Source organism: Spirosoma harenae (genome assembly GCF_054776975.1).
Map to the genome: position 1 here is coordinate 137,363 of NZ_BAAHBD010000030.1, position 24,867 is coordinate 162,229.

Genomic DNA, 24,867 nt, shown 5'->3' on the forward strand with positions numbered 1-24,867 from the left:
CTTTGTTACGCTTTTTCGAAAAATTCAAATAGGCTCTAAATCAGGCAGTTGTACCTCCACAACTGGACCCGGCCCCAGCCGTACAACCGTAGCAATGCTGATTGATAACCACCGATCGCTGATTTAAGGTAGTCAGGTCGAAATCCTGTACGTGCTGGACCGGACTGGCTACTTTTAAATCGAGCATCTGATTGAAATCACAGTCGTAAATGAACCCATCCCAACTGATCGACAGGGTATTTCGGCACATGACGCCAGCAGCCGCTACCGGGTTGAAGGCATTGACCAGTTTTTCCATATAGCCGTCATAGTTACCCGACGAAATCAGGTAATCCAGAAAGCGACTGATTGGGATATTCGTAATGGCATAGAGATCATTGAATTGAATGCCAAACTCATCCTGCAAAACCCGTTTGAATTGTCGCTTCAAACTTTCCTGCCCACCAGGCAGAAATGCACCATTGGGGTTGTAAACCAGATTCAACAGCAGGCCGGTATCCGGCTGACCGTAGCCCACTGCATTCAGCATACGTAGTGCCCGAACAGAATCCTCGAAAACGCCTTTTCCGCGTTGCCGGTCGGTTTTGTCGGCATTGTAGAACGGCAATGAACTAACGACTTCAACCTCATGCAGCCGAAAGAAATCGGGCAGGTCATTGTATTTCGGGTTGGCAACGATGATCGTCAGGTTGCAACGTACCATGACCTTACGGCCCAGCTTCCGAACCTCTTCAACGAACCAGCGAAAATTCGGATTCATTTCCGGTGCCCCGCCCGTTAGATCGACCGTTGGGATAGTTGTTTGGGCCAATGCATCCAGACACGCCTGCATCGTTTCGCGGGTCATGATTTCTTTCCGGTCGGGGCCCGCATCGACGTGACAGTGCCGACAAACCTGGTTACACATTTTTCCCAGATTGATCTGAAAAACAGCAGGCTCAACGATGCTTAGTGGAAACAGTCCAGCGGATTGAAGTTTCTCATGAAAAAGAGGTAATTGCAACGTATCGGCCACCTCGCTTTGCAGCGTTTGCAGTTGTACGTCAACGTTGGCTAATTGATGCCCACTGGCTTTAAGTGATTTCATAGGATTAATGAGCGAAAGACTGAATGAGCGAAAGAGCGAAAGCCATCCGGCAGGTATTTTCGCTCATTCAGTCTTTCGCTCTTTCACTCTTTGATTTACATCGATAATTCTTTGGCTTTGTTCATCATTTGCACGCCGTGTACCAGCGAAGCTCCTCCGCGAATGGCGGCTGCTACGTGTACAGCTTCCATCATTTCAGCTTCCGAACAGCCTTTTTCAAGCGTGTCGGATGTGTACGCATCAATACAATAAGGGCATTGCACGGTGTGAGAGACAGCCAGGGCGATCAGTGATTTTTCGCGGGCGGTCAGCGCGCCTTCCGCAAAAACAGAACCATAATAGGAAAAAAATTTGTCGGCCAGCTCTTTCTGAAACTCACCAATTTTGCCAAACTTCTTAAGATCTTCTGGATTATAATACGTTTCCATAGGGGTCGGGGACCGGCGCTCCGGTTGAATTAAGTTAATAAGAATACGATAACAAGCTAAAAATAGATTTCACTCATAAAAATGCCGGAGCCTACGAATCGTGGTGAGCACAATCCAGTCGCCTAACCGGGGTAGATGCGTATGCACCAGCACAATCAGTCTACCCAACGCCGAAATTACGGTCCGTTTCCGACGTCTCCGAACGTGATTCAGAATAATCTGAGCAACTTCCGCCTGGCTTTTTTGCCAGCGAGGAGGTCGATGCGCAATGGGTACGGGGTGACCGGTTGCATCGAGAACACGTTTGTCAGGGTCATTCTGTGTAAAACCAATGTGTACTACGCCAATCTGAATACCAGTATGGTCTAATTCGAGACGTAGCGTGTGGGCCAAATTTGCCACGGCTGCTTTACCCGCACAATATGCTGAGCCGCTAGGCATGCCGTTCAGCGCCGAAATCGATGAAATGAACGTAACGACACCTTTGGTTTTGGTCAGGTAAGGTAAAGCGGCTTTTAACGGATAAACCGTTCCATACACGTTACTATCGAGGACCTGCCGGAATACGTCGGGCGTCATATCGGCAAAGTAAGCGCGCATGGAAATACTGGCATTCGTGATCAGAATATCCAATTGCCCGAACGTATCGATAGCGGTGGCAATCAGGCGTTCGCAGTCGTCGAAGCAGGTGACATCGGCCAGGCAGCTTACTACGTCCAGGCCCTCACCAAGTAGCTCATCCTCGGTTTGGGCCAATCGCTCGGGTGTGCGTCCATTCAAAATCACTTTAGCCCCTGCTACGCATAAAGCCCGTGCCGTAGCTTTACCAATACCCGATTCCGAACCGGTAACAATAGCTACCTTCCCGACAAACGGCCCCGAAATCGCTGTTGTTCTGTGGTTTCGTTTACCCGAAACTTTAGAAACGACAGCCGATGAAGCCGACGATCGTACGTCTACAGGTTCCGATGGGACGATTCGTTTAGTTAGTTCGAGCACGTTGCGTAAAATAGTTATGTCGTTTAAACCAGTTGAAGGCTTCGTCTACAGCTTCTTCAATTGGTGTTTGGGGAAGTCCCAACTCGGAAATGGCTTTCTGCGAACTGAAATAATGTCCATCATTAGCTACTGCAATCATGGCTGAATTTAGCTGTCCCGGACGGCGAGTCAGTTTGGCCAGGGCATCATAACCCAAACCATACAGCTTTGCCAGACCGGGCGGAATCGGCCAGCGCGGTGGTGATACGTTCATCCGTGATGCCATCAGTCGAAACGCTTCCTGATAACTCAGATTGGCGTTCCCCAGAATATAGGATTCACCCAATCGCCCTTGAGTCAGCGCGTTAACCGTGGCTACCGCTACGTCCCGCACATGCACGTAATTTTTCCCCCCAGCCGGATAGCCTATAACGCGGCCCTTGTAGAGTTCCAGCAGCATCCGCCCGGATGTCGGTTTTGCATCGAATTCACCGAGCATAAACGTCGGATGAACCAGAATAGCAGGCAGATTTTCCTGCTCTACGGCTTTCTGAACCCGATCAGTGGCCGCCCGTTTACTGTCGATGTAATCGGAGCCGTATTGTTTCCCGGAAAATGGATACGTTTCGTCGCCCGGTTGTTGCTTCGTGCCAAACCCAAAAACATTGGCTGTTCCAACGTAGACAAACCGTTGAATATTGGTCTGGTGGGCAGCGTCTATCAGATTTTCTGTTCCGGTCAGATTCACCGCCCAGACAGCCGGATTACGAGCCGGGTTTACTTGAGCCAGAGCTGCTGCGTGAATAATGGCATCGCAACTCGCAACGGCTTTTTTGAGCGACTGTCTATCTAAAATGTCACCTTCACAACGTTCGACCGGTAACCCGTCAAGCGTCGGGTAACGCTGTTGATGCCGAATCAAGACTCTTACCCGGTATTGACGCGCCAGTAATTCGCGGGTCAGATGCGCTCCCAGAAAGCCACTCGCGCCGGTTAATAGTACGGTTGTTTCCATCAACGATAGTTCAGCATGGCTTTATACGTACGGGCAATCCGGCCGGGTGATACGTTCATGAAAAACAGCGAAAAGGCGGTCAGGTTCGCTATTTGTACGCGAAACCAGCTATTAGTGTCGTATTTTCGAGCCGATACCAGTACGTCTTTCGGGATGATGCAAAACCGGGCCACCTTCCGAATCCGGATGATGATATCAAAATCCTCCATGATGGTATAGTACTCATCGAACCCACCCAGGCGATCAAACAGCGCGCGGGTAATAAATAATGTCTGGTCTCCCCCGCGACTCATGATGCCGGGAAAACGGGTTCCGTAACTGTTGAAGCGAAGCATGATTTTTTCCGAATTGAACCGAAACCGATAACAACCCGCTTCATAACCCGCTTTAACGGCCTGGTCAATATCCGTAATAAAATCAGGATTTATGCCGACATCGGCGTGGACAAAATACAGAACATCCCCTTTAGCCAACGTAGCGCCGAAATTCATCTGAGCAGCCCGGCCCGGCTTTGGCGATTGCCTGACCACAGCGCCCGCCTGTCTGGCCACCTCAGCCGTACCATCGGGACTTCCCGCGTCAATCACCAAAATCTCCAGTAAGGAAGCTCCACCGAGTGCCAGCAACGTCTGGACTAATCGGCCAATTGCCTGGGCTTCGTTATAGGTGGGAATAATAATACTAAACGTCATTGGCAATTGATAAGTGAGCAAAATAGGATATTTATTATCCTCGGACAAGCACCCTGAACCGCGAGCATTTTTTTCTCTTAAAAAGCCTCTCCAATGGTCAGATAAAAACCGCTCGATTGACGTCCCAGTCCGTAATCCAATCGAATGTTAAGATGGTCACGACGGTTCATGGTAAAGCGTAATCCTGCACCGTAAGCCAATTTGGGCTCATTAACTCGTAGCAATGATTGCGCATCACCCAGAATACCAGCGGCTCCAAAAATCACGCCACCCAGTCGTTTATACAAATCAAACCGGACTTCGCTCTGAATCAGCGCTACGTTCTGATCGCGGTATCGACCTTCGTAATAGCCCCGCATTCGTTTGGTGCCTCCTAGCAATGACAGGGCATTAAAAGGAGCATCGCCCGTTGTAAAACTTACGAAATAATTGACCGCTAAGATTGCTTTGGCACTCAACGAATGATAGGACGACACGTCAGCCGTGTAACGCCCGAAGCGGACATTACCGCCCAACACCTGATTCTGAGCCAGATACGCAACATCGGCTACAACACCTTTGGATGGAAAGAAAATGACGTTGCGCGAGTCGTAAAACAAGCCAAGTCCAGCTCCCGACAATCGACTGCCTAATCCGCCAACTACGGTTCCCGAAGCCAGTAATCCACTTGGCTCGACGCTGGTTACCTGATAATCTTCGTATTGATACCGAATCCCAGCATACAGCTTTCCTCGATTTATATGGGGACTTATTCGCCGGAACGCATTGATACGTATACGAGGGAAATTCACGCCGTACAACTCACGCGCAACTTCCTGCTGGCCAACGCCATAGAAATAATAATTGTAGCGATAATACCCAGCCTCGCCATTGATGTAGTACTTGTCCCGATCGTAGAAAATCTGAAAGGGTAAATAAAACAGGATTTGCTTGTTCTGCGTGTAAGCGAAGCCCAGCGTAATCTGCGACGGACGTACTGCGGCTCTGGCTTGTGATGATGAATCTGCCCGTAAAAAGGCCATGTCGCGTTTAAAACGGAACGTAGCAGTAGCCGCTACACCGTACGCCAGCCGGGTTTCGGGCGTATAATAAATGAGAGGAAGTGGTAAGATACTAAACGCTTTAGGAACACTGTCGGGCGGGGCAGAAATGAGTAGGGCAGTTACCAGCGACGAAAGAAACATCAAGAATTTAAATTGCTTACAATATCATACGAAAAGTTGCCTCGAAGGGTTTGGCTTTAGGAATATTAAAACCATTCGGTAGATTAGGGCGTATATCTGATTGTAGAAAGATTAAATCTCATCATGAAAATGCACGCTAACTATAAATTCCTTCTATTTGGTTTGTTATGCCTATTATCTACGGCATTCTCAGAGCCAACGGCAGCTCCTGTTGATCACAGTGCCTATGACCGACTCCTGAAAAAATACGTCAACGAAAAAGGGTTGGTCAATTATAAAGGCTTCAAATCGGAGGAGAAAGTATTCAATGAGTATCTGGCGATGCTCAGCAAAAATCCACCGGCTGCTTCTTGGAGCAAAAACGAGCAGATGGCCTACTGGATTAACGCCTATAACGCGTATACTATTCGGCTCATTCTCGACCATTATCCTGTAAAAAGCATCAAGGATATTGGCTCTAAAATCAAGATTCCGTTTGTGACAACGCCCTGGGCCGCTAAGTTTTTTACGATTGGTGGCGAAAAAATGAGCCTCGATAACATCGAACACGGTACGTTGCGGAAAAAATTTAACGATCCCCGCATCCACTTTACGCTGGTTTGTGCGTCTATTTCGTGCCCACGCCTTCGAAATGAGGCTTACATGGCCGATAAACTGGATGCGCAGATGGACGATCAGGGCCGCGATTTTCTGAATAATCCGTCCAAGAATAAAATCAGTAAAGACGAAGCCCAACTGTCGAATTACTTTAACTGGTACAAAGGTGACTGGACCAAAAACGGTCAGTCGGTCGTGAAATGGGTCAATAAATACTCGAATACAAAAATTTCGGACAAGACCGACATTGAGTTCCTGGACTACAACTGGAATCTCAACGAGCAGTAATCCCACCTGAAACGGGCAGTTATGAAACACCTGATCATTATCGGAAACGGTATTGCCGGTATCACAACCGCCCGGCATGTTCGCCAGCAGGATTCAACGGTACGTATCACGGTCATTTCGGCTGAGTCGGAGCATTTTTACTCGCGTACCGCGCTCATGTACATCTACATGGGGCACATGACCTACGCGCATACCAAGCCTTACGAAGACGGATTCTGGGCCAAAAATCGTATCGACCTGCTACGTGGTTACGTCGAACAGGTCGATACGTCGGCGAAGCGAATCCGGCTCGCTGATGGTCAATGGCTCAACTACGACGTACTGGTGCTGGCTACTGGCTCGGTGTCTACTACGTTCGACTGGCCGGGTGTGACTGCATCAGGAGTACAAGGTTTATACGGGCTGCCCGATTTGGAGCGGATGGAGCAATTCACCAAAAATATCGAACGGGCTGTCGTAGTTGGCGGGGGGCTCATTGGCGTTGAACTGGCCGAAATGCTACGTTCCCGACACATTGACGTAACAATGCTTGTCCGCGATCCGCATTACTGGAGTTCTACACTGCCAGCCGAAGAAGGTAGACTAATCGGTCGGCATTTGCTTCGGCACGGTGTCGATCTTCGACTTGAAACCGAACTCAAGGAAATTCTGGCCGGGCCGCGCCAAGCCAGTCCGCCTTCGGCTGATTCGTCGGGGCGGGTACGGGCAGTTGTGACGAAAACGGGCGATGAAATTCCCTGCCAGTTTGTGGGTCTGGGCGTCGGCGTAACGCCGAACGTAGCATTCCTGGAAAATTCGGGTGTTGAACTCGGGAAAGGGGTTCTGGTCAACGAGTATTTTGAGACCAACGTAGCCGACGTGTACGCCATTGGCGATTGCAATGAGTTTCGGAAACCCATAATGGGTACCGACGGAGCACGGCGTAAATCCAATGAACAAATCTGGTATACAGGTCGGATGCACGGCGAAACCCTGGCTCGAACGATCTGCGGTTCCCAAACGGCCTACCGACCGGGCGTCTTTTTCAACTCAGCCAAGTTCTTCGATATTGAATACCAGACCTATGGCACCCTGAACGCCCAGCTTACCGACGACGAACAAACCTATTACTGGGAGCACCCGTCTGGCGAACAGTGCCTACGGATCAACTACCGAAAAGCGGATCATTCCGTTGTGGGTATTCATGCATTGGGACTTCGTTTACGCCAGGCGGTCTGCGACCGCTGGATTCAGGATCGGACGCCCTTCGAGAACGTAGTAAGCCAGTTTCAACAGGCCGATTTCAACCCGGAATTTTCAGAATCCTATACCGATCAACTGACCGGCCACGCACCCGCCGGATCGCCGGACCGCCGAAAAGGTTGGTTTCAGCGATTATTTTCAGCAACGCACTAATCCGTTATCACTATGCGAACTACCGGGCAACGTATTGGTCTCACCGCTTTTCTGACTGGATTTGCGCTGTTTATCGCTACTCTTCCCCTCAGTCGATACGTATTGACGGATAAGGTGTTGAGCGAAACAATCCAGAAAGAGCAACTGGAGGCTGTCCGTATGGCTACAGCATCCATGCAGGACAAGATGTATACATCATCGTTCAGTTTTGTTGGGGATTTTCGGGCGGCTATCGCTCGGCTCAACGATGGTTATAAACAACATGGCGAAACCAATCGAATTATTCCGGATTACGCCTTTCCGGTCACGAAGGCCGCCAGTACTGGTTTTTTCCCGGATAATAGCGGCCTTTTCTTCTGGCTGATTTTGCTACTTTGCGTGGGAGGAGCCCTACTTTACATATTACCGGCTCAGCAGGCGTTACCCGGCATAAAAAACAATGGCATCTATCAGGACCCGGCTACAAATCGGGGCTGGATTGGCGTTGTCGTGTGTGGCTTCCTGATTGGGTTCTATGTCCTTCTCTATTTTTTCCCGGAGTACATAACCAACTGGGTGCTGCTGTTCGACCCGCTGAGTAAGCTGCTGAACGGTGGTCCCGCCAGCCAATGGTTCGTGTATGGTACGTTGTATACCCTGGTGATTCTGGTCATGGGTGTGCGGATGCTGATCAAATACCGACACAGTCGCTACCAACAGTTCCGCACGCTTTCGGTGATGTTTTTTCAGACGGTCTTTGCCTTTCTGATTCCTGAACTGCTGGCTTTTTTTCATCAGCCCGCGCAGGATTTAAAAAACATGTGGCCACTGGACTACAGTTTTTATTTTGATTACCGAATCGACGAAAAAATCAAGGCCGGTACGTTTGGCATTTTTCTCCTCGTCTGGGGGACAGCTCTCTGGCTACTGGGCGTACCAATTCTGACTTATTTCTATGGTAAACGCTGGTACTGCTCGTGGGTATGTGGCTGCGGAGGACTGGCCGAGACCCTGGGAGATCCCTACCGGCAACTTTCCGACAAACGGCTGGGTGCCTGGAAACTGGAACGTATCGTCGTGCATTCAGTACTCGTCTTTGCCGTTGTGATGACGGCAATGGTACTCTACACGTACTGGAGCGGGCAATCTTCTGTATTTGGGTTTCTGGATTCTTATGGCATCCGTTCGGTTTATGGGTCCGCTATTGGGGCTGTTTTTGCCGGGGTGCTGGGTACCGGATTCTATCCTGTTTTCGGAAGCCGGGTCTGGTGCCGGTTTGGTTGTCCGCTGGCTGCTTATCTGGGGCTGGTTCAGCGGTTTAAATCCCGATTTCGCATCACGACGAATGGCGGTCAATGTATTTCCTGCGGCAACTGCTCGACATACTGCGAAATGGGCATCGACGTGCGCTGGTATGCGCAGCGTGGACAGGATATCGTTCGCTCATCCTGCGTGGGATGTGGTATTTGTTCAGCGGTTTGCCCACGGGGTGTTTTAAATCTGGAAAACGATTCGACAACCACCCGACACACTAATCCTGGGCCAATTTTGCTGGGGAATAACAGTTTCCGTATTCAACAATGAACGTAAATCGCTTTCGAAGTTGGTTTATTAGCCTTCTATTAGTACTAGTATTGACATGGACTTGTTACGGACAAACTACACATGCCGACACTGTTCACACGAAAGAATATGCGATTGAAGTGGCTGGTATTAAGGTTGGTACGATGACCGCTAATCGGCAGCAACGCGATAACCAAAGTGTAATATATACACTGATTAGCGATGTGAAAGTCAATTTTTTGATTTATAAAGTCATAATTTATTACAAAGTTGTCAGCCTGGTTCAGCAGGGGAAATTGATTCGTTCTACGGTCGACGCTCACACAAATAAGGGCGATTTCTCCTCCCGAACGGAGTGGAAAGGCGATCATTATGAAATTACGGCCGACCAGTATAAATACACGCACAAGGGTACGGAAACCCGGCGCATTGATTATACAGTTACGGACATGTACTTCACGGAGCCTACGAACCGAAACCGGGCGTATTCTGAGTATTTCGGTGATTATTTTACGCTGACTTCTCCCGCAAAAGGCACGTATCAAGCTAAGTTGAATGACCGGGAAGATGAATACCACTACGAAAACGGGCAACTCGTGAAGATCATCAAGAAAAACTCGTTGAAAAACTTCATTATCCGGCCCATCAGGAAATGAAGTCTAAGATGCTACGAGAAAATCACGGGTAGTTTTGCTTTTTCGTTCGGCAGCGGCCGACCGTAAAATCCGTCACTTATTAATTCCATATAGCACGAACTGAGCCTTTTCTGAGAATATTCAGCAGATAGTTAGGCGTGACGCTTCTTGGATAAACAAAGCTTTATTTCCTCATTACTTGCTGCCAATCGTATTGTTCTTTCATGGCCAGATTCCGTTTCGCCAAATCAGCTAGCATCCCCTTGAGTTGAGACCCGGCCAACCACTGCCCATTAACGAAGACGCCCGAAATTTTTCGGGTATTCGTGACAGCTTCCAGCGGATTGGCCTCCAGTAAAACCAGGTCCGCCAATTTCCCCACCTCAATAGTGCCCACTTCGCCCTCCATCCCCAGCCAGCTAGCCGGTAACCGGGTAGCGGAAGCCAAGACTTCTTCAGGTGTCAACCCAGCCTTTTCTAACAAGGCCAACTCATCATGTAACGAAAAACCGCCCACCACACCCGAAACTCCAGCGTCCGTACCGGTCACTATTGGCACCCCAATTTCCTTAAACGCACGTACCAACTGAAATTGAAAGTTGATCAGCTTTTCGAAGTAGGCCACTCGCTCCTGGCTCGTATTCTTATTGTAATTGTTGGCTGTCAACCATTTGCTTTGTAACAAGGGATGCACATAGCGTAGAGTCGGTAGTGCTTTTAGGCCATCCAGAGAACGCGCTTGGTCGGCAATTTGAACGATGGCCGTTAAGGTCGCACATAACCAGGTTCCATTCTGTTTGGCTAGCTGAGCAAATTGCCTGGCCTCCTGATCAGTAAAGGTCTTGGCGTGTTTGGAAAATTCTTCGGCGTGGGCAACCATGCCCAAGTGGGCCATAAAAGCTTGGTCTAATTTTCCCTGAAAGGCATCTGGGATATGTCCGATTGTCTTCATGCCCAGCTTAGTGGCTTCATCGATAATAGCGGTATACGTTTCGGCGCTCACTTGCGAATAGAGTTTTATAAATTCGTAGCCTTCCTGTTTGGCATCCCGAACGGCCTGACGGCCCTGCTCCGGAGTATTGATTACTCGTCCAGCCCCGTTACCTCCATTCAGCAGCGCGGCTAATGCCATCCGGGGACCTATCGCATAGCCCTTCTGAATTTCTTTTCGCTGGCAAAACGATTCCATACTGGCATTGAGGTTAAATAGGGTCGTCACTCCGTTGGCCAGATAGGGTGTCATCACATCCTGGGTATTGAAGGTAATACTGGCTGGCTCGGTGGGCTTACCAGACTTCAGGGAAAAATCAGTGGGGGGATGAACGTGCATATCGATCAATCCGGGAATAAGCCATTTATTTTTCCCGTCAATTATGGTTGCATCGTTGGCAACGGTCTTGTTTATTGATTCAATGTGTCCATTATTGATGACGATCGTAGCTTGGTAGATTACTTTATTGGGTGAGGTCATCGTAATGATATTCACGTCTTTAATGACGACGACTTTGGGAAGGACAGTCTGAGCTAGTATCTTGATTGAGGCTAAAACCAGCAGGAAGCAGGCCATAAAGGATTTCATTGTCAACTCAGTAGTTAAATAAGATGGCTATAGGCCAAAGTCGGTTAGCTACAGACCTCTCATCAATTGAGCATACCTAGTGTCTGTCTACGTATTGACTACTAATCAGGGGAAACTGTTTGATTGGCAAACTAAAGAGTACGGATACAGAAAGTGAGATTTACAGTAATCCTCTGATTGATTGTCTCCTGAAAGGCCCCATTTATAGAGCAGATATATGAACGCTTATTCGTATCACCTGGGAGCGATTTTGTAAGAGTCGGAAGTAAGCTAAAAGTAATTGCTACGAGCTTCGACATACTTTTTAACAACCGTAAACATTCCCATCTAAGTTAAATTGCGTGATGAAGTTTATCGTCAGTAAATCCAGGATTTGAGAAATAATAAAGTTTTGTAATCTTTCTTCACAGCTTATCGTTAAAATGGATTTGTTACATGAACGAAATTACCTGGGCCGATTTTGAAAAAAATTGAGCTGCGCGCCGGTACGATTCTGGAAGTATTCGAGTTTCCGCAAGCAAGAAAACACACGTATAAATGGAAAGTAGATTTTGGCGAATTCGGTATCCGAACGAGCGGTGCGCAGATCACTCATAATTATCAACTTGATGAACCCCCTGGTAAGCAGAGTTGAAGGCAAGATCACTGCTTCCTCTTTCCAAACTCTTTACGGTAAGCGATTGGTGTCATTCTGAATTCTTTTTTGAACAAGCGAACAAAAGCGCTCTCGTTCTCAAAGCCACATTGGGGAACGATGTTGCCTACGGTGGCATCTGATTTCTTTAGTAGTAAAGATGCTTGCTTCAATCGTAGTCGCGTGAGGTATTGCATTGGTGTCAGTTCATAGGCGCTACGGAAGCAGCGGATGAAATGATAGTGGGAGAGGTGTGCTAAGTCAGCCAGTTGAGCGATGGTGATTTTTTCTGCTGGATGTTTGGTCATGTACGCCAGGGCGAGTTTTAGTTTTTTATGCACGTCTTTTTGGGTGGCCTCGTGCGTGGCCGGTATTTGTTTGACCGTTTGGTATTGAGGTGATTCAAACCAGGGCTTCTTTGGTCGCGTGGAAGGATAGCCATTTTTTTCGCGGAAGGCTTTGCGCTCGGAAGAGAAGTCCCACCAATTGAGTTTACTAGTTGGATGGTTGGCAAAATGTACCACAAGCCGAAACTGATCTTCAACACATGGATCGATCCACACCCCTTTTTCCAATTCGTATTGATCAGTGAGCTTCGCTCCGTCCTCACTCTTCAGGTCGTTTAGGGAATAATATCCCATCCAGATCAGGTCATGCGCGAAGCGTATCCCGATTGAGGGAAGACTTTGAAACTCAGATAAGGCAAACAGCTCCATTGCCCTGATCTTTGACGTATCAAGCAATGTCTGCAATACTTCTATTTTGTGCAGGTGCATTTCACCCTTTTTGATTTTCAACGCGCGCAGCTTTTTCACTTCTGCGGGTGTTACTTCCAGTGGATTGAGTTCCTCTTTAGTCATGTTCTGCGAAAGTTAGCAGGTAATTATTATTGTCACAGAGCGAAAATTCAGTAGCGCCATAAAACGTTTTTTCCAGGTCGGTGAGTACGGTTACGTGTTCTTTCACTTGTTCATAATACTGACGGATGTTATTCACAATGATGTACAACAAAAGCGATCCTCCATCGGCACGACTCACCATCGGGTGTTGGCCTTCAATGCTGGCAAAGAGCTGAAACATGAAGGTGACGCTTCCGTTCGTCATCAGGGCAAATACTCTTTCGCCTTCGGGAGTAGTCACTTCATCTGTGACTGTAAAGCCAAGTTTGGTGTAAAAGGTGATGGTCGCTTGTAAATCATTGACAAAGATGTTTGGCGAGATGGATTTCATTAATTGACTGAGTTGAAAGTTTGTTCAAAAGTAGGGTGAAGGTGAAAGCAGAAATGTGCTGAAATTGCCAAAGTGAATTAAACGTAGAGGACCAAAGAAACTGCAGAGAATAAAAGAGATCAGACGGTCAAATTTGTCGGGTGAAAGTTCCGCTCACCAAAATTTCAGAATGGGATAGTAAAGGTCATTGAGAAAGATAGAACTTCTTATATAGACGAAGAACCCCCTGACAAAACGAATGTATTCTATGGCAGAATAGAGCCACGCATGGGTGAGCGCCGATCCACTGACAGTTACCCTTTCGGCAGATGTAAATACTGGTCTGATCGGACCGCACAGGCCGCCCTGCGCCGATGCGTCGGACCGCAGCCGCGGACGGTCGCCGAAGCGGCTGCTTTTACGTTTCGTTAACCATCTTTTACAGGTCATTAACAGATGATAGGAGCGAAACTTTTAGCTTTGCACCCCACCACAATGGCGGCCCAGCGCAGTAGTTGAAATCCTTGAAAACAGAAAGATTAATGACTAAAGGCGTATACGTTTGTGCTCTATGGATGCTTGTTTTTTGCACCTCTTGTCAAGGACAAAAAACAGCACAACTCCCGAAAGATACTATCAATTACAACAGCAAAGACATCGCCACTTCCTACGGGCCTAACTCAATGGTTCGGAATGTAAAGCAAGATCGAAACGGAACTATTTTGATTGCCTCATGGAAAGGTATTCTTCGATACGACGGAAAAACGTTCACCAATATAACCAGTAAAATAAGTTCGCCCAGCTTCTGGGATGTCCTGGAAGATCGAAAAGGAAACCTCTGGTTAGCTACCAGGGATTCAGGTGTTTATTATTACAATGGGAAATCCTTTCAACAGTTTACAACCAGGGAAGGACTTGCCAATAATTTTGTTTGTAAAATTTATGAAGATAGAGCTGGTATTATTTGGTTCGGCACAGGAAATGGTCTGAGCCGTTACGACGGGAAATCTTTTCGAAATTTTACAACGAAAGACGGGCTTTCTAACAATAGTCTTACGACGATCATGGAAGACAAAACCGGGAAATTATGGTTTGGCACCAGGGGTGAGCCCTGTTTTTATGATGGAAAAACATTTACTGTTTTCAGAACTAAAGATGGTAAAGCCTTTACCAACGTTTGGTCGATCATCGAAGATAAAAAAGGGGCTATTTGGTTGGGTGACAATGATGGTCTTTGGCGTTATGACGGTAGTAGTTATACACTGGTATCGAAGCGAGGTGCTTCAGCTATAATCGAAGACAAAAAAGGTAACATCTGGACTACGGGTAGCGTACATCCTCCAAATGGAAAGGTCTGGGCACTTTCACGGTACGATCAACCATCGCTTTACAAAGAAACGCCAACTGTAACTGAGATCATGTCAATAGAAGGACCGGGGATGCTTTGTGGGATTCTGGAAGCTACCGATGGAAGTATTTGGTTTGGTGCTTTGGGGTCGATAAGTGGCGTGTTTCGTTATGATGGTAAAAGCGTTACGGACTTTAGACGGAAAGAAGATCAGAAATAATGTGTATACTATCTTTTTAAACGCCCCAATTTTGACACAATTCTGGTAAACCATTAACTGTATCCTGACCTGCACAATTCGCTTAGCCCAAAACTTCGTTGATTAAGGCCATCCTTCCGGCTTGATGGAGGTGCGCTCATCAAGCGGAACACACAGAGCCGTCCGATCATTGGGTATGTTTAAAATGAAATCCAGATACGTTTCAGCAATCGGTGACCGGCCATGGAAAGCAAAAAATAAACCTGGAGCCTGCGCTCCTTGTGTATCCCTTCGAGGGAGATAATAGTGAGTAATGGCCACCGATGAAGTGGTAAAATAACCAATCACCACTTCATCGGGATTCGCTTGATTATGGATATTACCCTCAAGGGCGCTGGGGGGCGTATCGAAAAGGCCACCTGTACGTTGGGTTTGTTGTTGAAAGAGTTCATAATAGTGAAAGGCATCTGGCGATAACGACTCTTGCCGAATATCAACCAGACACGGGGTTTCCTGATCTTCAACGTAACCGGATTCGATCTGACTGCGTTGAAAATTTTTTTCTTATGATTGGGTGATAGTTGCGCGTAATTCCGATAAACCATAAAAAGCGTAAGCGTATGATGTCAACACAAAGCCTGTCAATGGATGCAGCCCTGCTGACCGACCGGGAGCGAACGCTGGAACGGATCTATGCCAAAACCTATCCGATGGTGCGGCATTATGTGAAGGAAAATAGGGGTACCGACCAGGACGCCAAGGATATCTTTCAGGAAGCACTCATCACCTATTACGAGAAGATGGTTGACGGCCAACTGACCTTAACGTCATCAGTGAGCACCTACCTGATGGGCATTTGCAAGAATCTATGGCGACAGGAGTTGGGCAAGCGGGCCCGCAAAACAGGGTTATCGGACGTGCCAGTCGATGAAATCGGCGAAGAGGTAATGGTCGATGATGAGCAGCCAACCGCAACATTAATGGTTTTCGTCGAGCAATTGGGCGAAACCTGTCGATCGATTCTGGTCAACTTCTATTACTTCGGTCAGCGGTTAGAGCAGATCGCTGAACAGCACGGCTACCGGAGCGTGCGTTCCGCGACGGTGCAGAAATTTAAGTGCCTGGAGCGGCTGCGAAAAGCTGTGAGTCACCTATCCATCGACCAGTTCAACTCATAAAGCCTATGCGTCCTCTCTTGGAAGAAGTACAACTGCTGGAGAACTACCTCAAAGGTACTTTACCCGAAGACCAGCAGCTCGACGTAGCAGTTCGCTTGCTGTGGGATCAGGACTTACAACAGAAACTGACCAGACAGCAACTGGCGTATAAAGCGCTACGTCTGGTTGGGCGTCGGCAGCTCCGCGCCGAGTTAGAAGCCATCCACGTCCGTTTGTTCGGATAACAACCTCAGTAATCCCCCAATCGTTTAATATTATTCAATGGCTTTTTACAAGCCATCGGGCTTCTTATTGCCATGAGTCGACCGTCTTTTCACGAATCAATTTTCATCCTCTAGTTAGTTTCCTGTCTTATGTATTACCCAGAGCTTAGTCGCAACGAGTTCCGCAGGTTCGCCGTACACCATCAGCACCTGAACGGCCTGACAGTCGACCGGTATCTACACCAGGTCGAGAACATGACCCGGTCGGTCATTGAAGAACGCCCGATGAACTTCCGGGAGGTCGATGTTTTTTCGCGCCTGATGGCCGACCGGATTGTGTTCATGGGCGCGGCCGTCGACGACAACATTGCTAACGTCATCATCGCGCAGTTGCTGTTCCTCGAGTCGGCCGACGCCAGGAAAGATATCCTGATGTATATTAACAGTCCGGGTGGTTCGGTTTACGCTGGCTTGGGTATTTATGACACAATGCAGTACATCCGACCCGACGTAGCGACCATCTGCACCGGCATCGCCTTATCCTTCAGCGCGGTCTTGCTGTGCGCCGGTGCGGCCGGTAAACGGTCGGCCCTTCCCCACGCCCGCGTGATGATTCACCAGCCACACGGTGGGGCACAGGGCCAATCGGTAGACATCGAAATCACCGCCCGCGAAATAGTCAAGCTTCGAACGGAGCTGTACGAAATCATGGCCCTTCATAGCGGCCAGTCAGCCGAAGAACTCGAACGCCGTGCCGACCGTGACTATTGGATGAAAGCCGAAGAAGCCAGGGCATATGGCTTTGTCGATGAGGTGTTAGTGCGCTAATGTAGCCTGTCCGGGCTAGCGATCCAGCGCCTACGTCCGGGTGGTATAACGACAACTACGTAACCGAATGGCTATCGGAGCAAATGATCCATAGCCTAACGAGCCGTCAGCCCAAATCCAGGACTGGCGGCTATTTTTATCCAGGCCAAAATAGCCTGTACACCAGCAAAACCGACCCGAATGACTAAATAACGTGAATTATGAAGGATCGATTTGCCACTTTTGTCATCCTGACGCCGCCGGGCCGCCGGAGCGGAAGGATCTCACGATTTCTCAACACGTTAGTTAGGATGCTTTAAGATCCTTCCGCTCCGGCGGCCCGGCGGCGTCAGGATGACAAAAAACTGACGTAACATATTGATGGACAGATAGCTGCTATTCGAATCGCTATGATTCACGTCAAATAACGCTTTCAGTGATGCAGGAATAATTTTTTGGTGGGATGTAGTTTTTGAGCAGTACGGGATACTAACTGGTAAAGTAGCAAGGGAACTAACGTACCTGAACGATGGCGAATCTGTTAGAGCAGACCTTTCTGGAGCACATTAATGGCCACCTCGGCATTGCCCATAAGGTGTGCCGGTTGTACTGCCAGGACCCGGAGGAGCGGGTCGACCTCATACAGGAAATGCTGTATCAGCTTTGGAAATCCTACCCTGCTTTCGGAGGCCGCTCCAGTTTCACCACCTGGATGTACCGGGTGTGCCTAAATACAGCCCTGACCTGGCGGAAGAAGGCTACCCGCACAAGCTGGGAAAGCCTCTCACTCAGCCACCAGCAGATACCCGAGCAGCCTGCTGACCCCAATGAAGAGCAGCGGCAGTCACTCTATCGGGCCATTGCTACGTTGTCTCCCCTGAACAAAGCCATTGTTCTCCTATACTTAGACGAAGTGAATTACGAAGAGATCGCCGACATCACCGGCCTGAGCAAATCCAACGTTAGCGTACGATTGGTACGTATCAAAAAGGAATTAGAGATCCAACTGAAGAAACAAGCCGATTTTCCCAACAATGTCAACGCTTGATCAACTCAAAAAACACTGGGAGCCATCCATCAGGCCGTCCGCTCCCAACGCAAACGCTTCGCTGGACGAAGCGTCACTCCGAAAAATCATAACGTCGCAGGTACGGAAGCATACGAAAGCCAGCTTCAGTTATTTCTGGGCTTCGTTTACGTTGCAACTAGTGGTGTATGCCCTGTGCAGCCATCTGCTCATCAAATACTGGTCCCAAACCGAGGTTCGTCTGCTGAGTCTACTGTGTATGCTCTTGTATTTTCCCTTCACCCTTATACTGATGAACAAGTTCAAACGAGTCGCTACAGGGCGGCTTACCGGTAGAGAGTCAGCCTCGATTCATAACTATCTGGTAGAGCAGTATCAGCTATTAAACAGCTTTTTTAACTTCAAGAAGCGCTATGAACTGATCCTGATTCCCGTAAGTACCGCCATTGGTGTTTTTCTAACGTTTAAATTATACGTGCCAGGTGGTGTGCAGGCTTTTCCGGTTGGCGCTCTCATTACGTACGCGGTTACGGTGCTCTCCTGCTACGTCGCTATCCGCGCTGAGAACCGAAAAAGCTTTGCTGAACCACTCCAACAACTTAAAACATTGCTTCAGGACTATCAGGAATGACGCAAAGCTATGATCCTGTTTAAACGTTTATTTGAGCGCATTTTTTGTCCTTCTGACGAAGGAAGAATCTTAAGGTTTCTAGAATTTCGAGCAAGGATATAGTAAGATTCTTCCTTCGTCAGAAGGACAAAAACCATCATTCGCAACATTTCCCCAAAAATTTAAAACAGCTTCCAGGAGATAGCTGCCCGACTGGTGTTGTCGGATTTGTTCTATTCTCGCCAATTATGGCCAAATACATTTGTCTGTCAATCGTCAAAATAATCAATTATTGTCATGAGTAGTAGGCGTCAACTAATGATCGGGTTCGTACTCCTGATTAATGCACTGGTTGCCAGTCAGTGCATAGCGCAAATGAACCCGAACGTAGAGAAGGGGCAGGTAAACGTCGGCAACGTAACGATTGCTTACGAAAGTCAGGGCTCGCACAAAGCCCCGGCCATTTTACTAATTGCCGGTACGAACATGCAGCTAACTTCCTGGCCTGCTGGGTTTTGTCAGCAATTAGTCAGCCGGGGTTATCGGGTCATTCGGTTCGATAATCGGGACGTGGGCCTATCCACGAAGTTTGACCAGCTAGGACTGCCTGATTGGGCGGCCATCGGTAAAGCATTAGCGGAACAAAAAACTCCCCCTTTACCCTACACACTCGATGATATGGCTTCTGATGCTGTGGGCCTGCTGGACGCACTGGGCATTAAAAAAGCGCATGTTGTTGGCGTGTCAATGGGCGGCATGATTGCCCAGCGGGTTGCCTATAATCATCCTGAGCACACGCTGTCGCTGACTAGTATTATGGCTGGTGGGGGGAAGCCTACTTTCCCTTTGGTGGCAAAGCCAGAACTTGCCGGGCAGATTCCCCCGCCGGGAGCTGCCTCTGATACGGTGGCTTACATCAAACGGGAAGTGCAATCCATGAAAATTCTAGCGGGTCCAGTGTATCCGTTAACTGAATTGCAGGCGCAGAGACGAGTCGAGCAAGCGGTTCAGCGGGCGTATCACCCGGAAGGCTTACACCGACAGGGAGCAGCTTCTCTGGCTGGCTTCTACGCGGGGCGGCAGGAACAGCTCAAAACAATTAAGGTATCTACGTTGGTGATTCATGGGAGTGAAGACCCCATTGTCGTCGTTGAGGCTGGTCGCGATGTGGCCGCCAACGTACCGGGAGCCGTCTTTCAGTTGATCAACGGCATGGGGCATGACCTGCCGGAGTCCTTAACGAACCAGTTAACCAGCCTCATCATTGACAATGCCAGAAAGGGCAAGCGATAAGCCTACAGGTTAAGGTCAAGTTGAGTATTGAATTTGGTAGGTCAGTAGAACCAGGCCGTTTTCGTAGGGCTTACTAGCTGTTAGTCTTAGCCCAACTTTAGTCTGGCTTGATCCGAACAAACGGATACCTTCACCGAATACGACGGGATTCAGTTTGATGACTAACTCATCAATTAAGTGAGCGTCCAGCAATTGGCCAGCCAACTCACCCCCGCCACAAAGCCAGATGGGATCGCCCGGCTGAGTTTTTAAACGCTGAACGAAGTTAGTTGCTTCTTCTGTGACCAATTGGATCAAAGGCCCCTCCTCGAAGCGCAAAGACGAGGAGAAAATGTAATTTTTTAACTGAGGATTAATTTGCGTATAAGCGGGTTCTCCGGGCTGCATACCCCGTGCAAACCCCCACTCGTAGGTTTTGCGGCCCATCAAAACAGCTCCATACGTATTGATACGTTCCAGAAAAACGCTGACAAAATCGCCTTCCGTCTTAAAGCCTTCTATAGAGCCATTGGTATGGGCAATGAAGCTATCGAACGAGGCTGCTACGTCATAAATCAGTTTACGCATGATAATTGATTGAATATGAGTCTGTTTAAACGTTTATTTGAGCGCGTTTTTTGTCATTCTGACGCAGGAAGAATCTTAAGCTATCCTTATTTGTGAGTGATGATAGCTTAAGATTCTTCCTGCGTCAGAATGACAAAAACTCATTGACAACATTTTATCGAAAGTTTAAACAGCTTTTATGTCAAAAGTTAAAAGATCACCCTTTTAAAAATAGGCTTTGAACAGATGGTCAATCTATGAAAACGGGCACGGCTTAGTGGTTTTCCGGACGGAGACAAGCAGTTACTACGAGCAGAATGGTCAGGAATGATGCCCAAGTACGGAGCGTATGGAATTGACTCCAGGGAAGCTCAAATGCCCGGCGGTGATTCAATACGTCTGACACGGACGCAGCTTGTACGTCAAAAGCGTCCAGGGTTTCATTGAGCGGAACATTGCCGCCTATTGTGACTCCGATGACCCCAACTACATAGACAACAGAAGCAGCCAGCAAGAACCAGAATCGGGCTGACACGGGTGTTGTGGGCGAATAGTCCAGATAGGTGCTGAGCGGAAGCAAAAGAGCCGCTCCCAAAAAAGCAGCAAAAAATACGGGGTTTTGAATGGCGCGGTTGATGGATTGCATAGCCATGATATAGCTTGCATCGGGCAAGCGCTTTAAACCGGGCATTACGGCCCAGGAGAAGGCATAAAAAAGCCCACTCATCAGCGCGGTTGCCGTGGCTGTCGCGCCTAGTATAATCGTGTGCATGAGCAACTGGTTGTTAGTAGTCTGCCCACGGATTGGCGAGCCGTGGGCAGACCGGTAGGTTTTTCTAGGGGTTTACGACTTCCGATGGATGAGTTGAACCAGCTTCTTCGCTGACTAGCGGTTCAGTCCACATTCCCAGGGCAATCGACTTCTGAACAAAATCGGAAAAGTCAGTAGGCTTGCGGCCTAACGCCTGCTCGATACCGTTAGCCAACTGACTATTACGACCATCCATTACGTCTGTAAATAAGTAAGTCGTCAAGGCAATGGCGTCTTGTGGAACACCATACTCGGCTAGCATAGCAGTATAAACCTCAAGGGGCACCTGCTCATAGTGAATGGCTCGACCTGTAGCACGGGCAATCTCGTTAATTGCCTGGGCAAACGTCAACAGACGAGGCCCCGTCAACTCATAGATCTTTCCCGTATGGCCTGATTGGGTCAGGGCGGCAACGGCGACATCGGCAATATCATCAACGTCAATGAACGGCTCACCAATATCGGCTACTGGCAGTGCTACGTAACCAGCCTGTATGGGCTCCAGCAAATAGCCCTCACTAAAGTTTTGACAAAACCAGCTCGATCGTAGAATTGTCCAGTCGATTCCGGATTGCATAACCACCTGCTCGCATTCCTGTGCTTCAGGTTCACCCCGTCCTGATAAAAGCACGAGGTGCTGTACGCCATTGTTAACGGCAAGCTGAGTAAAGTCACGGATTGCATCGACCGCTCCGGGAACCGCCAAATCTGGCTGGTAGGCAATATATACGGCTTTTACGTCCTGTAAGACAGGCATCCATGTGGATTGATCCAGCCAATCGAAGGGTATTTCGGCAGACCGAGACCCTACACGAACCGCTAAGCCCCGGTCCATTAATTGCTGAACGATCCGGCTGCCCGTTTTTCCAGTACCGCCCAAAACCAGTGTCTTCGTTTTGTCCTGCGCCATCCTTTTGCTTGTTAGATTGTGAATTTGTTTTCGGGCAAAAGTAGTGCGGCTGCTAGCGGGCAAATAGAACAAAACCGACAGGGTATAATTTAGCTGATTAGGGATGGGAGTTCATTGCGCGTATGATACGGCTGTTGCTGGTACTGTGAAGGTGTATAGCCGGTAAATTCTCTGAAAGAACGAATAAAATGGGACTGGTCCGCATAACCGTTCTCGTAAGCAATATCCGAAAGCTTCGTCAGGCTCCCTTCGTTTAGCTGAGTAAGCGAAGCCTGGAATCGACACAGGCGGGTAAATAATTGGGGCGGAATGCCTACCTGATGCGCGAATTTCCGCTCCAGGCTACGCTCGGTGATTCGGAGTGAACGGTGTAAATCGGGCAGAAAAATAGTGCCTTTCGACGCAATGAGTTGGGTCAGCACATGGGTGGTCAGCTCGTCGATCGGTTTGTTCATTCGGCTAATCTGTTTGATAAGAAAACCGGAAAGAAGATCGATCTGACCAGAAACCGATGGGGTATGTACCAATTGATCAACCAAGCTGGCCGATAAAAGCTTTATGTCTAAACACCCGTCCGTCAGTTCGCGGGCATTCAACCCGAAAAGCGAAGGCAGTGAATGAGGCTGCAAGCAAACGCCCACCGTCCTGAACCGGCCGAGCATATAAATAGCCGTACGTTTTATGGTTTGCCCATAAGCGAACAATTCAGGCATTGGTGTGCCGTCCTGATCATAGAAACGACCTTCATCAGCCCGCTGAAACAGAAGGCCCGGACAACCATCTACCAGGGGACCGAAGCTTTGGGGAGCCCGTTCAGTCACAGGGCTTTCCATCGTCCAGAAGCAGCGAACGTATGCACTGAGATAGGCGGGTGGCTGATATTGACAATACTGCATAGTTGAGGATTCGCTTGGCCCGGTTTACAGGGTAAATGTTCATCCAAACGGCCTAAGAATCAAGAAAAGTTTGACAGGCGGTTTTACGCTGGCCATGGATAGCGCTTAGTGGTGACAATAATCGAGTGAGTATTGGGCAAGCCGGTAACTTACCTAACAGAACTGTCGGTTTTGTTCTATTTGCCCGCTAGCAGCCGCACTACTTTTGCGAGCTACAAAACACTCAACCTATGTACAACTCTGCGAAACAGTGGCTTTCCCATCTTGCTATTGGCCTTCTGACGATGACGAGCTTAACGCTCAACGGGCAACCCCAGGAAAAAATTAAACGAATTGAATTGGAGGCTGATCCCATTGCTTTCATCTTCAATGGCTATTCCATTCATGTCGGCTATATGGTCAATCACTGGCGATTTGATGCCGGGACTTTTGGTATTAAGCAGCCTTCGTTTGCTACTACGAATCAGAACTTCTCTGTGTTTAGTTCGGGGATTGGCCTAAAGGCAGACTACCTGCTGAAGCCGGAACGGGGATTATTTTTTGGCGTTCAATCCGACTACGGAACCGACAAAATTAGTCTTAAGACGGCCAACCAAACGACATCATTGAGCGGCCTGATTGTAGGCATACGTAGCGGCTATCGGTTTATGTTTGGCCAATCGACAGCTCATTACAAAGGTTTCTACGTGGTTCCGTGGATTGCTCTGCTGTATACGCCGGGTGCTACTTTGCTTGTACAGGAAAACCAGATGTACGCACAGCCCAAATGGTCTATTTTTCCTACTGTGCATTTGGGGTATCGTTTTGGTTCCACTAAGCGGTAGGCAAAAACAAGAAAAACCCAAGCCATACGGCTTGTTGAAAAAATGGGTTTTGCAAACCATCAATTTGACGCGCAAAACACACTAATGAGAAAAGAAAGTTAGCGAGAAAGTATAGCTACCTGTCTCGGTAAATTGAAACTATACAAAACAGGGAAATGTATTTTCTACAACTTAATTTTCGATTCGGGAAACCGTAATCGGAGAATTAGTAAGTCGGTTTTCAGCTAAGATCAATTAGACTATGGACCATTATTCATTTGCAGACGAGTGGATTGCCTCGTGGAATGCCCACGATCTGACGGCCATATTAGCGCACTACGCGGATGATATTGAAATTTTTACGCCAATGATCAAGCTGGCTACGGGTGGTGATCAGGAGTCATTGGTTGGCAAAGAAGCCGTTAGGGCTTACTGGCAGAAAGCGCTGGATAACATTCCTGATCTACAGTTTAAGCTGCTGGAGGTGACCACAGGGGTAAATTCGGTTGCACTCTATTATGAATCGGTAATGAATAAAAAAGCCATTGAAGTCATGTTTTTTAATGATCAGGGGAAAGTAAGCCGAATGTATGCCCATTATACGTAGACTGATAGCGCTTGCGGGGCAAAGTCTTGCAGATCTACAGATAAAGATCGACGTCGATGAAGCGGATTATGGCAGCCGGATTGTACCGATAACCTTGCAGAACCTGATTGAAAACACCATTAAACACAATATCGTCACTGTAGATCAACCCCTGCAGATAATGATCTCCACTATCTCCGACGACTGGCTGGTAGTTACGAACAACCTACAAAAGAAAAAATTTGTCGAAACCAGTAATCGGCAGGGTCTGGCGAACCTAACTTCCTTTTACCGCTATCTCTCGGATCGACTGGTTCAATTTTAAATAATTATTCAACTCGATCAGCAGCAATGTGAGAACCAACACCCAACTCTTGCCAACAAATA

The 24,867-nt window shown here is 48.2% G+C and carries 29 protein-coding genes; 15 read left to right on the top strand and 14 right to left on the bottom strand.

Translation table 11 applies throughout. The features are described from left to right. Nucleotides 1-40 precede the first annotated feature (40 nt). The 6 genes from arsS to ACYVE4_RS27300 all read right to left on the bottom strand — a co-directional run bounded on the left by arsS (nt 41) and on the right by ACYVE4_RS27300 (nt 5,384). Nucleotides 41-1,087, bottom strand: a complete 1,047-nt coding sequence (gene arsS / locus ACYVE4_RS27275) for an arsenosugar biosynthesis radical SAM (seleno)protein ArsS (protein ID WP_461043575.1) — start codon at nt 1,085-1,087, stop codon at nt 41-43. Nucleotides 1,088-1,182: 95 nt separating this feature from the next. Then, entirely contained in the window at nt 1,183-1,515 is a 333-nt protein-coding gene (locus ACYVE4_RS27280) for an arsenosugar biosynthesis-associated peroxidase-like protein (RefSeq protein ID WP_461043576.1), read from the bottom strand. A gap of 69 nt (nt 1,516-1,584) precedes the next feature. Next, the gene (locus ACYVE4_RS27285) at nt 1,585-2,514 is read right to left on the bottom strand and encodes an SDR family oxidoreductase (protein ID WP_461043577.1); all 930 of its coding nucleotides are present in this window, start codon (nt 2,512-2,514) and stop codon (nt 1,585-1,587) included. Next, nucleotides 2,498-3,508, bottom strand: a complete 1,011-nt coding sequence (locus tag ACYVE4_RS27290; protein WP_461043578.1) for an NAD-dependent epimerase/dehydratase family protein — start codon at nt 3,506-3,508, stop codon at nt 2,498-2,500. Before ACYVE4_RS27290 ends, ACYVE4_RS27285 begins: the two co-directional genes overlap by 17 nt. Continuing rightward, nucleotides 3,508-4,200 carry a TIGR04283 family arsenosugar biosynthesis glycosyltransferase gene (locus tag ACYVE4_RS27295; RefSeq protein ID WP_461043579.1) on the bottom strand — a complete coding sequence of 231 codons (693 nt, stop codon included), beginning with the start codon at nt 4,198-4,200 and terminating at the stop codon, nt 3,508-3,510. Before ACYVE4_RS27295 ends, ACYVE4_RS27290 begins: the two co-directional genes overlap by 1 nt. Nucleotides 4,201-4,277: 77 nt before the next feature. After that, entirely contained in the window at nt 4,278-5,384 is a 1,107-nt protein-coding gene (locus ACYVE4_RS27300) for a BamA/TamA family outer membrane protein (protein WP_461043642.1), read from the bottom strand. 129 nt (nt 5,385-5,513) lie between these two features. Between ACYVE4_RS27300 and ACYVE4_RS27305 the strand changes: the two genes are divergently transcribed. From ACYVE4_RS27305 to ACYVE4_RS27320, 4 genes are read left to right on the top strand one after another with little or no spacing between them, the layout of a single operon-like run. After that, entirely contained in the window at nt 5,514-6,269 is a 756-nt protein-coding gene (locus tag ACYVE4_RS27305) for a DUF547 domain-containing protein (RefSeq protein WP_461043580.1), read from the top strand. 21 nt (nt 6,270-6,290) lie between these two features. Then, nucleotides 6,291-7,664, top strand: coding sequence for an NAD(P)/FAD-dependent oxidoreductase (locus tag ACYVE4_RS27310; RefSeq protein ID WP_461043581.1), 1,374 nt, complete (start codon nt 6,291-6,293; stop codon nt 7,662-7,664). A 12-nt stretch (nt 7,665-7,676) separates the two neighbouring features. Next, the gene (locus ACYVE4_RS27315; RefSeq protein WP_461043582.1) at nt 7,677-9,227 is read left to right on the top strand and encodes a 4Fe-4S binding protein; all 1,551 of its coding nucleotides are present in this window, start codon (nt 7,677-7,679) and stop codon (nt 9,225-9,227) included. After that, a complete protein-coding gene (locus ACYVE4_RS27320; protein WP_461043583.1) occupies nt 9,224-9,862 on the top strand; it encodes a DUF6134 family protein in 639 nt (212 codons plus the stop codon). Before ACYVE4_RS27315 ends, ACYVE4_RS27320 begins: the two co-directional genes overlap by 4 nt. 163 nt (nt 9,863-10,025) lie before the next feature. Here ACYVE4_RS27320 and ACYVE4_RS27325 read toward each other — a convergent pair whose 3' ends face one another. Then, nucleotides 10,026-11,420 carry an amidohydrolase family protein gene (locus ACYVE4_RS27325; RefSeq protein WP_461043584.1) on the bottom strand — a complete coding sequence of 465 codons (1,395 nt, stop codon included), beginning with the start codon at nt 11,418-11,420 and terminating at the stop codon, nt 10,026-10,028. A gap of 460 nt (nt 11,421-11,880) precedes the next feature. Between ACYVE4_RS27325 and ACYVE4_RS27330 the strand changes: the two genes are divergently transcribed. Then, on the top strand, nt 11,881-12,054 hold the full coding sequence (locus ACYVE4_RS27330; protein WP_461043585.1) for a hypothetical protein: 174 nt from the start codon (nt 11,881-11,883) through the stop codon (nt 12,052-12,054). 8 nt (nt 12,055-12,062) lie between these two features. Here the strand turns inward: ACYVE4_RS27330 and ACYVE4_RS27335 are convergent, their stop codons facing one another. Both ACYVE4_RS27335 and ACYVE4_RS27340 read right to left on the bottom strand, forming a co-directional pair. After that, nucleotides 12,063-12,914, bottom strand: coding sequence for a helix-hairpin-helix domain-containing protein (locus tag ACYVE4_RS27335; protein WP_461043586.1), 852 nt, complete (start codon nt 12,912-12,914; stop codon nt 12,063-12,065). Further along, nucleotides 12,907-13,284 carry a VOC family protein gene (locus ACYVE4_RS27340; RefSeq protein ID WP_461043587.1) on the bottom strand — a complete coding sequence of 126 codons (378 nt, stop codon included), beginning with the start codon at nt 13,282-13,284 and terminating at the stop codon, nt 12,907-12,909. Before ACYVE4_RS27340 ends, ACYVE4_RS27335 begins: the two co-directional genes overlap by 8 nt. Nucleotides 13,285-13,805: 521 nt before the next feature. On the opposite strand from ACYVE4_RS27340, the gene ACYVE4_RS27345 reads away from it, so the two are divergent. After that, the gene (locus tag ACYVE4_RS27345; protein WP_461043588.1) at nt 13,806-14,831 is read left to right on the top strand and encodes a ligand-binding sensor domain-containing protein; all 1,026 of its coding nucleotides are present in this window, start codon (nt 13,806-13,808) and stop codon (nt 14,829-14,831) included. 102 nt (nt 14,832-14,933) lie between these two features. Here the strand turns inward: ACYVE4_RS27345 and ACYVE4_RS27350 are convergent, their stop codons facing one another. Then, a complete protein-coding gene (locus tag ACYVE4_RS27350) occupies nt 14,934-15,350 on the bottom strand; it encodes a DUF4249 family protein (RefSeq protein WP_461043643.1) in 417 nt (138 codons plus the stop codon). Nucleotides 15,351-15,430: 80 nt separating this feature from the next. Here ACYVE4_RS27350 and ACYVE4_RS27355 point away from each other — a divergent pair, with 80 nt between their 5' ends. The 6 genes from ACYVE4_RS27355 to ACYVE4_RS27380 all read left to right on the top strand — a co-directional run bounded on the left by ACYVE4_RS27355 (nt 15,431) and on the right by ACYVE4_RS27380 (nt 19,928). Next, nucleotides 15,431-15,988, top strand: a complete 558-nt coding sequence (locus tag ACYVE4_RS27355) for an RNA polymerase sigma factor (RefSeq protein ID WP_461043589.1) — start codon at nt 15,431-15,433, stop codon at nt 15,986-15,988. 5 nt (nt 15,989-15,993) lie between these two features. Beyond that, nucleotides 15,994-16,212, top strand: a complete 219-nt coding sequence (locus tag ACYVE4_RS27360) for a hypothetical protein (protein WP_461043590.1) — start codon at nt 15,994-15,996, stop codon at nt 16,210-16,212. A 129-nt stretch (nt 16,213-16,341) separates the two neighbouring features. Further along, nucleotides 16,342-17,019, top strand: a complete 678-nt coding sequence (locus tag ACYVE4_RS27365; protein WP_461043591.1) for a ClpP family protease — start codon at nt 16,342-16,344, stop codon at nt 17,017-17,019. A 508-nt stretch (nt 17,020-17,527) separates the two neighbouring features. Further along, nucleotides 17,528-18,046: an RNA polymerase sigma factor gene (locus ACYVE4_RS27370; protein WP_461043592.1), complete on the top strand. Its 519-nt coding sequence runs from the start codon at nt 17,528-17,530 to the stop codon at nt 18,044-18,046. Then, complete coding sequence (locus ACYVE4_RS27375) at nt 18,033-18,656, top strand: hypothetical protein (RefSeq protein WP_461043593.1); 624 nt, start codon at nt 18,033-18,035, stop codon at nt 18,654-18,656. The genes ACYVE4_RS27370 and ACYVE4_RS27375 overlap by 14 nt, the downstream gene beginning before the upstream one ends. Nucleotides 18,657-18,932: 276 nt before the next feature. Beyond that, nucleotides 18,933-19,928 (top strand): alpha/beta fold hydrolase, encoded by a 996-nt coding sequence (locus ACYVE4_RS27380; protein ID WP_461043594.1) that lies wholly within the window; start codon nt 18,933-18,935, stop codon nt 19,926-19,928. A 15-nt stretch (nt 19,929-19,943) separates the two neighbouring features. On the opposite strand, the gene ACYVE4_RS27385 is transcribed toward ACYVE4_RS27380, so the two are convergent. The 4 genes from ACYVE4_RS27385 to ACYVE4_RS27400 form a co-directional block, all read right to left on the bottom strand. Further along, nucleotides 19,944-20,495 carry a dihydrofolate reductase family protein gene (locus tag ACYVE4_RS27385; protein ID WP_461043595.1) on the bottom strand — a complete coding sequence of 184 codons (552 nt, stop codon included), beginning with the start codon at nt 20,493-20,495 and terminating at the stop codon, nt 19,944-19,946. A 253-nt stretch (nt 20,496-20,748) separates the two neighbouring features. Continuing rightward, nucleotides 20,749-21,246 (bottom strand): anthrone oxygenase family protein, encoded by a 498-nt coding sequence (locus ACYVE4_RS27390; protein WP_461043596.1) that lies wholly within the window; start codon nt 21,244-21,246, stop codon nt 20,749-20,751. A gap of 64 nt (nt 21,247-21,310) precedes the next feature. After that, nucleotides 21,311-22,195: an NAD(P)H-binding protein gene (locus ACYVE4_RS27395; protein ID WP_461043597.1), complete on the bottom strand. Its 885-nt coding sequence runs from the start codon at nt 22,193-22,195 to the stop codon at nt 21,311-21,313. Between the two features lie 89 nt (nt 22,196-22,284). Then, nucleotides 22,285-23,091 carry a DUF6597 domain-containing transcriptional factor gene (locus ACYVE4_RS27400; RefSeq protein WP_461043598.1) on the bottom strand — a complete coding sequence of 269 codons (807 nt, stop codon included), beginning with the start codon at nt 23,089-23,091 and terminating at the stop codon, nt 22,285-22,287. A gap of 230 nt (nt 23,092-23,321) precedes the next feature. On the opposite strand from ACYVE4_RS27400, the gene ACYVE4_RS27405 reads away from it, so the two are divergent. The 3 genes from ACYVE4_RS27405 to ACYVE4_RS27415 all read left to right on the top strand — a co-directional run bounded on the left by ACYVE4_RS27405 (nt 23,322) and on the right by ACYVE4_RS27415 (nt 24,805). After that, a complete protein-coding gene (locus tag ACYVE4_RS27405; RefSeq protein WP_461043599.1) occupies nt 23,322-23,915 on the top strand; it encodes a hypothetical protein in 594 nt (197 codons plus the stop codon). A 241-nt stretch (nt 23,916-24,156) separates the two neighbouring features. Continuing rightward, nucleotides 24,157-24,501, top strand: coding sequence for a nuclear transport factor 2 family protein (locus ACYVE4_RS27410; protein ID WP_461043600.1), 345 nt, complete (start codon nt 24,157-24,159; stop codon nt 24,499-24,501). Beyond that, nucleotides 24,485-24,805 (top strand): hypothetical protein, encoded by a 321-nt coding sequence (locus ACYVE4_RS27415; RefSeq protein WP_461043601.1) that lies wholly within the window; start codon nt 24,485-24,487, stop codon nt 24,803-24,805. The genes ACYVE4_RS27410 and ACYVE4_RS27415 overlap by 17 nt, the downstream gene beginning before the upstream one ends. Nucleotides 24,806-24,867 lie beyond the last annotated feature (62 nt).

Excerpts from the sequence above, each read along its gene's own strand:
- arsS (WP_461043575.1), bottom strand. The coding sequence starts at position 1,087 with ATGAAATCACTTAAAGCCAGTGGGCATCAATTAGCCAACGTTGACGTA.
- ACYVE4_RS27280 (WP_461043576.1), bottom strand. The coding sequence starts at position 1,515 with ATGGAAACGTATTATAATCCAGAAGATCTTAAGAAGTTTGGCAAAATT.
- ACYVE4_RS27290 (WP_461043578.1), bottom strand. The coding sequence starts at position 3,508 with ATGGAAACAACCGTACTATTAACCGGCGCGAGTGGCTTTCTGGGAGCG.
- ACYVE4_RS27295 (WP_461043579.1), bottom strand. The coding sequence starts at position 4,200 with ATGACGTTTAGTATTATTATTCCCACCTATAACGAAGCCCAGGCAATT.
- ACYVE4_RS27300 (WP_461043642.1), bottom strand. The coding sequence starts at position 5,384 with ATGTTTCTTTCGTCGCTGGTAACTGCCCTACTCATTTCTGCCCCGCCC.
- ACYVE4_RS27305 (WP_461043580.1), top strand. The coding sequence starts at position 5,514 with ATGCACGCTAACTATAAATTCCTTCTATTTGGTTTGTTATGCCTATTA.
- ACYVE4_RS27310 (WP_461043581.1), top strand. The coding sequence starts at position 6,291 with ATGAAACACCTGATCATTATCGGAAACGGTATTGCCGGTATCACAACC.
- ACYVE4_RS27315 (WP_461043582.1), top strand. The coding sequence starts at position 7,677 with ATGCGAACTACCGGGCAACGTATTGGTCTCACCGCTTTTCTGACTGGA.
- ACYVE4_RS27320 (WP_461043583.1), top strand. The coding sequence starts at position 9,224 with ATGAACGTAAATCGCTTTCGAAGTTGGTTTATTAGCCTTCTATTAGTA.
- ACYVE4_RS27325 (WP_461043584.1), bottom strand. The coding sequence starts at position 11,420 with ATGAAATCCTTTATGGCCTGCTTCCTGCTGGTTTTAGCCTCAATCAAG.
- ACYVE4_RS27335 (WP_461043586.1), bottom strand. The coding sequence starts at position 12,914 with ATGACTAAAGAGGAACTCAATCCACTGGAAGTAACACCCGCAGAAGTG.
- ACYVE4_RS27340 (WP_461043587.1), bottom strand. The coding sequence starts at position 13,284 with ATGAAATCCATCTCGCCAAACATCTTTGTCAATGATTTACAAGCGACC.
- ACYVE4_RS27345 (WP_461043588.1), top strand. The coding sequence starts at position 13,806 with ATGACTAAAGGCGTATACGTTTGTGCTCTATGGATGCTTGTTTTTTGC.
- ACYVE4_RS27355 (WP_461043589.1), top strand. The coding sequence starts at position 15,431 with ATGATGTCAACACAAAGCCTGTCAATGGATGCAGCCCTGCTGACCGAC.
- ACYVE4_RS27360 (WP_461043590.1), top strand. The coding sequence starts at position 15,994 with ATGCGTCCTCTCTTGGAAGAAGTACAACTGCTGGAGAACTACCTCAAA.
- ACYVE4_RS27365 (WP_461043591.1), top strand. The coding sequence starts at position 16,342 with ATGTATTACCCAGAGCTTAGTCGCAACGAGTTCCGCAGGTTCGCCGTA.
- ACYVE4_RS27370 (WP_461043592.1), top strand. The coding sequence starts at position 17,528 with ATGGCGAATCTGTTAGAGCAGACCTTTCTGGAGCACATTAATGGCCAC.
- ACYVE4_RS27375 (WP_461043593.1), top strand. The coding sequence starts at position 18,033 with ATGTCAACGCTTGATCAACTCAAAAAACACTGGGAGCCATCCATCAGG.
- ACYVE4_RS27380 (WP_461043594.1), top strand. The coding sequence starts at position 18,933 with ATGAGTAGTAGGCGTCAACTAATGATCGGGTTCGTACTCCTGATTAAT.
- ACYVE4_RS27385 (WP_461043595.1), bottom strand. The coding sequence starts at position 20,495 with ATGCGTAAACTGATTTATGACGTAGCAGCCTCGTTCGATAGCTTCATT.
- ACYVE4_RS27390 (WP_461043596.1), bottom strand. The coding sequence starts at position 21,246 with ATGCACACGATTATACTAGGCGCGACAGCCACGGCAACCGCGCTGATG.
- ACYVE4_RS27395 (WP_461043597.1), bottom strand. The coding sequence starts at position 22,195 with ATGGCGCAGGACAAAACGAAGACACTGGTTTTGGGCGGTACTGGAAAA.
- ACYVE4_RS27400 (WP_461043598.1), bottom strand. The coding sequence starts at position 23,091 with ATGCAGTATTGTCAATATCAGCCACCCGCCTATCTCAGTGCATACGTT.
- ACYVE4_RS27405 (WP_461043599.1), top strand. The coding sequence starts at position 23,322 with ATGTACAACTCTGCGAAACAGTGGCTTTCCCATCTTGCTATTGGCCTT.
- ACYVE4_RS27410 (WP_461043600.1), top strand. The coding sequence starts at position 24,157 with ATGGACCATTATTCATTTGCAGACGAGTGGATTGCCTCGTGGAATGCC.
- ACYVE4_RS27415 (WP_461043601.1), top strand. The coding sequence starts at position 24,485 with ATGCCCATTATACGTAGACTGATAGCGCTTGCGGGGCAAAGTCTTGCA.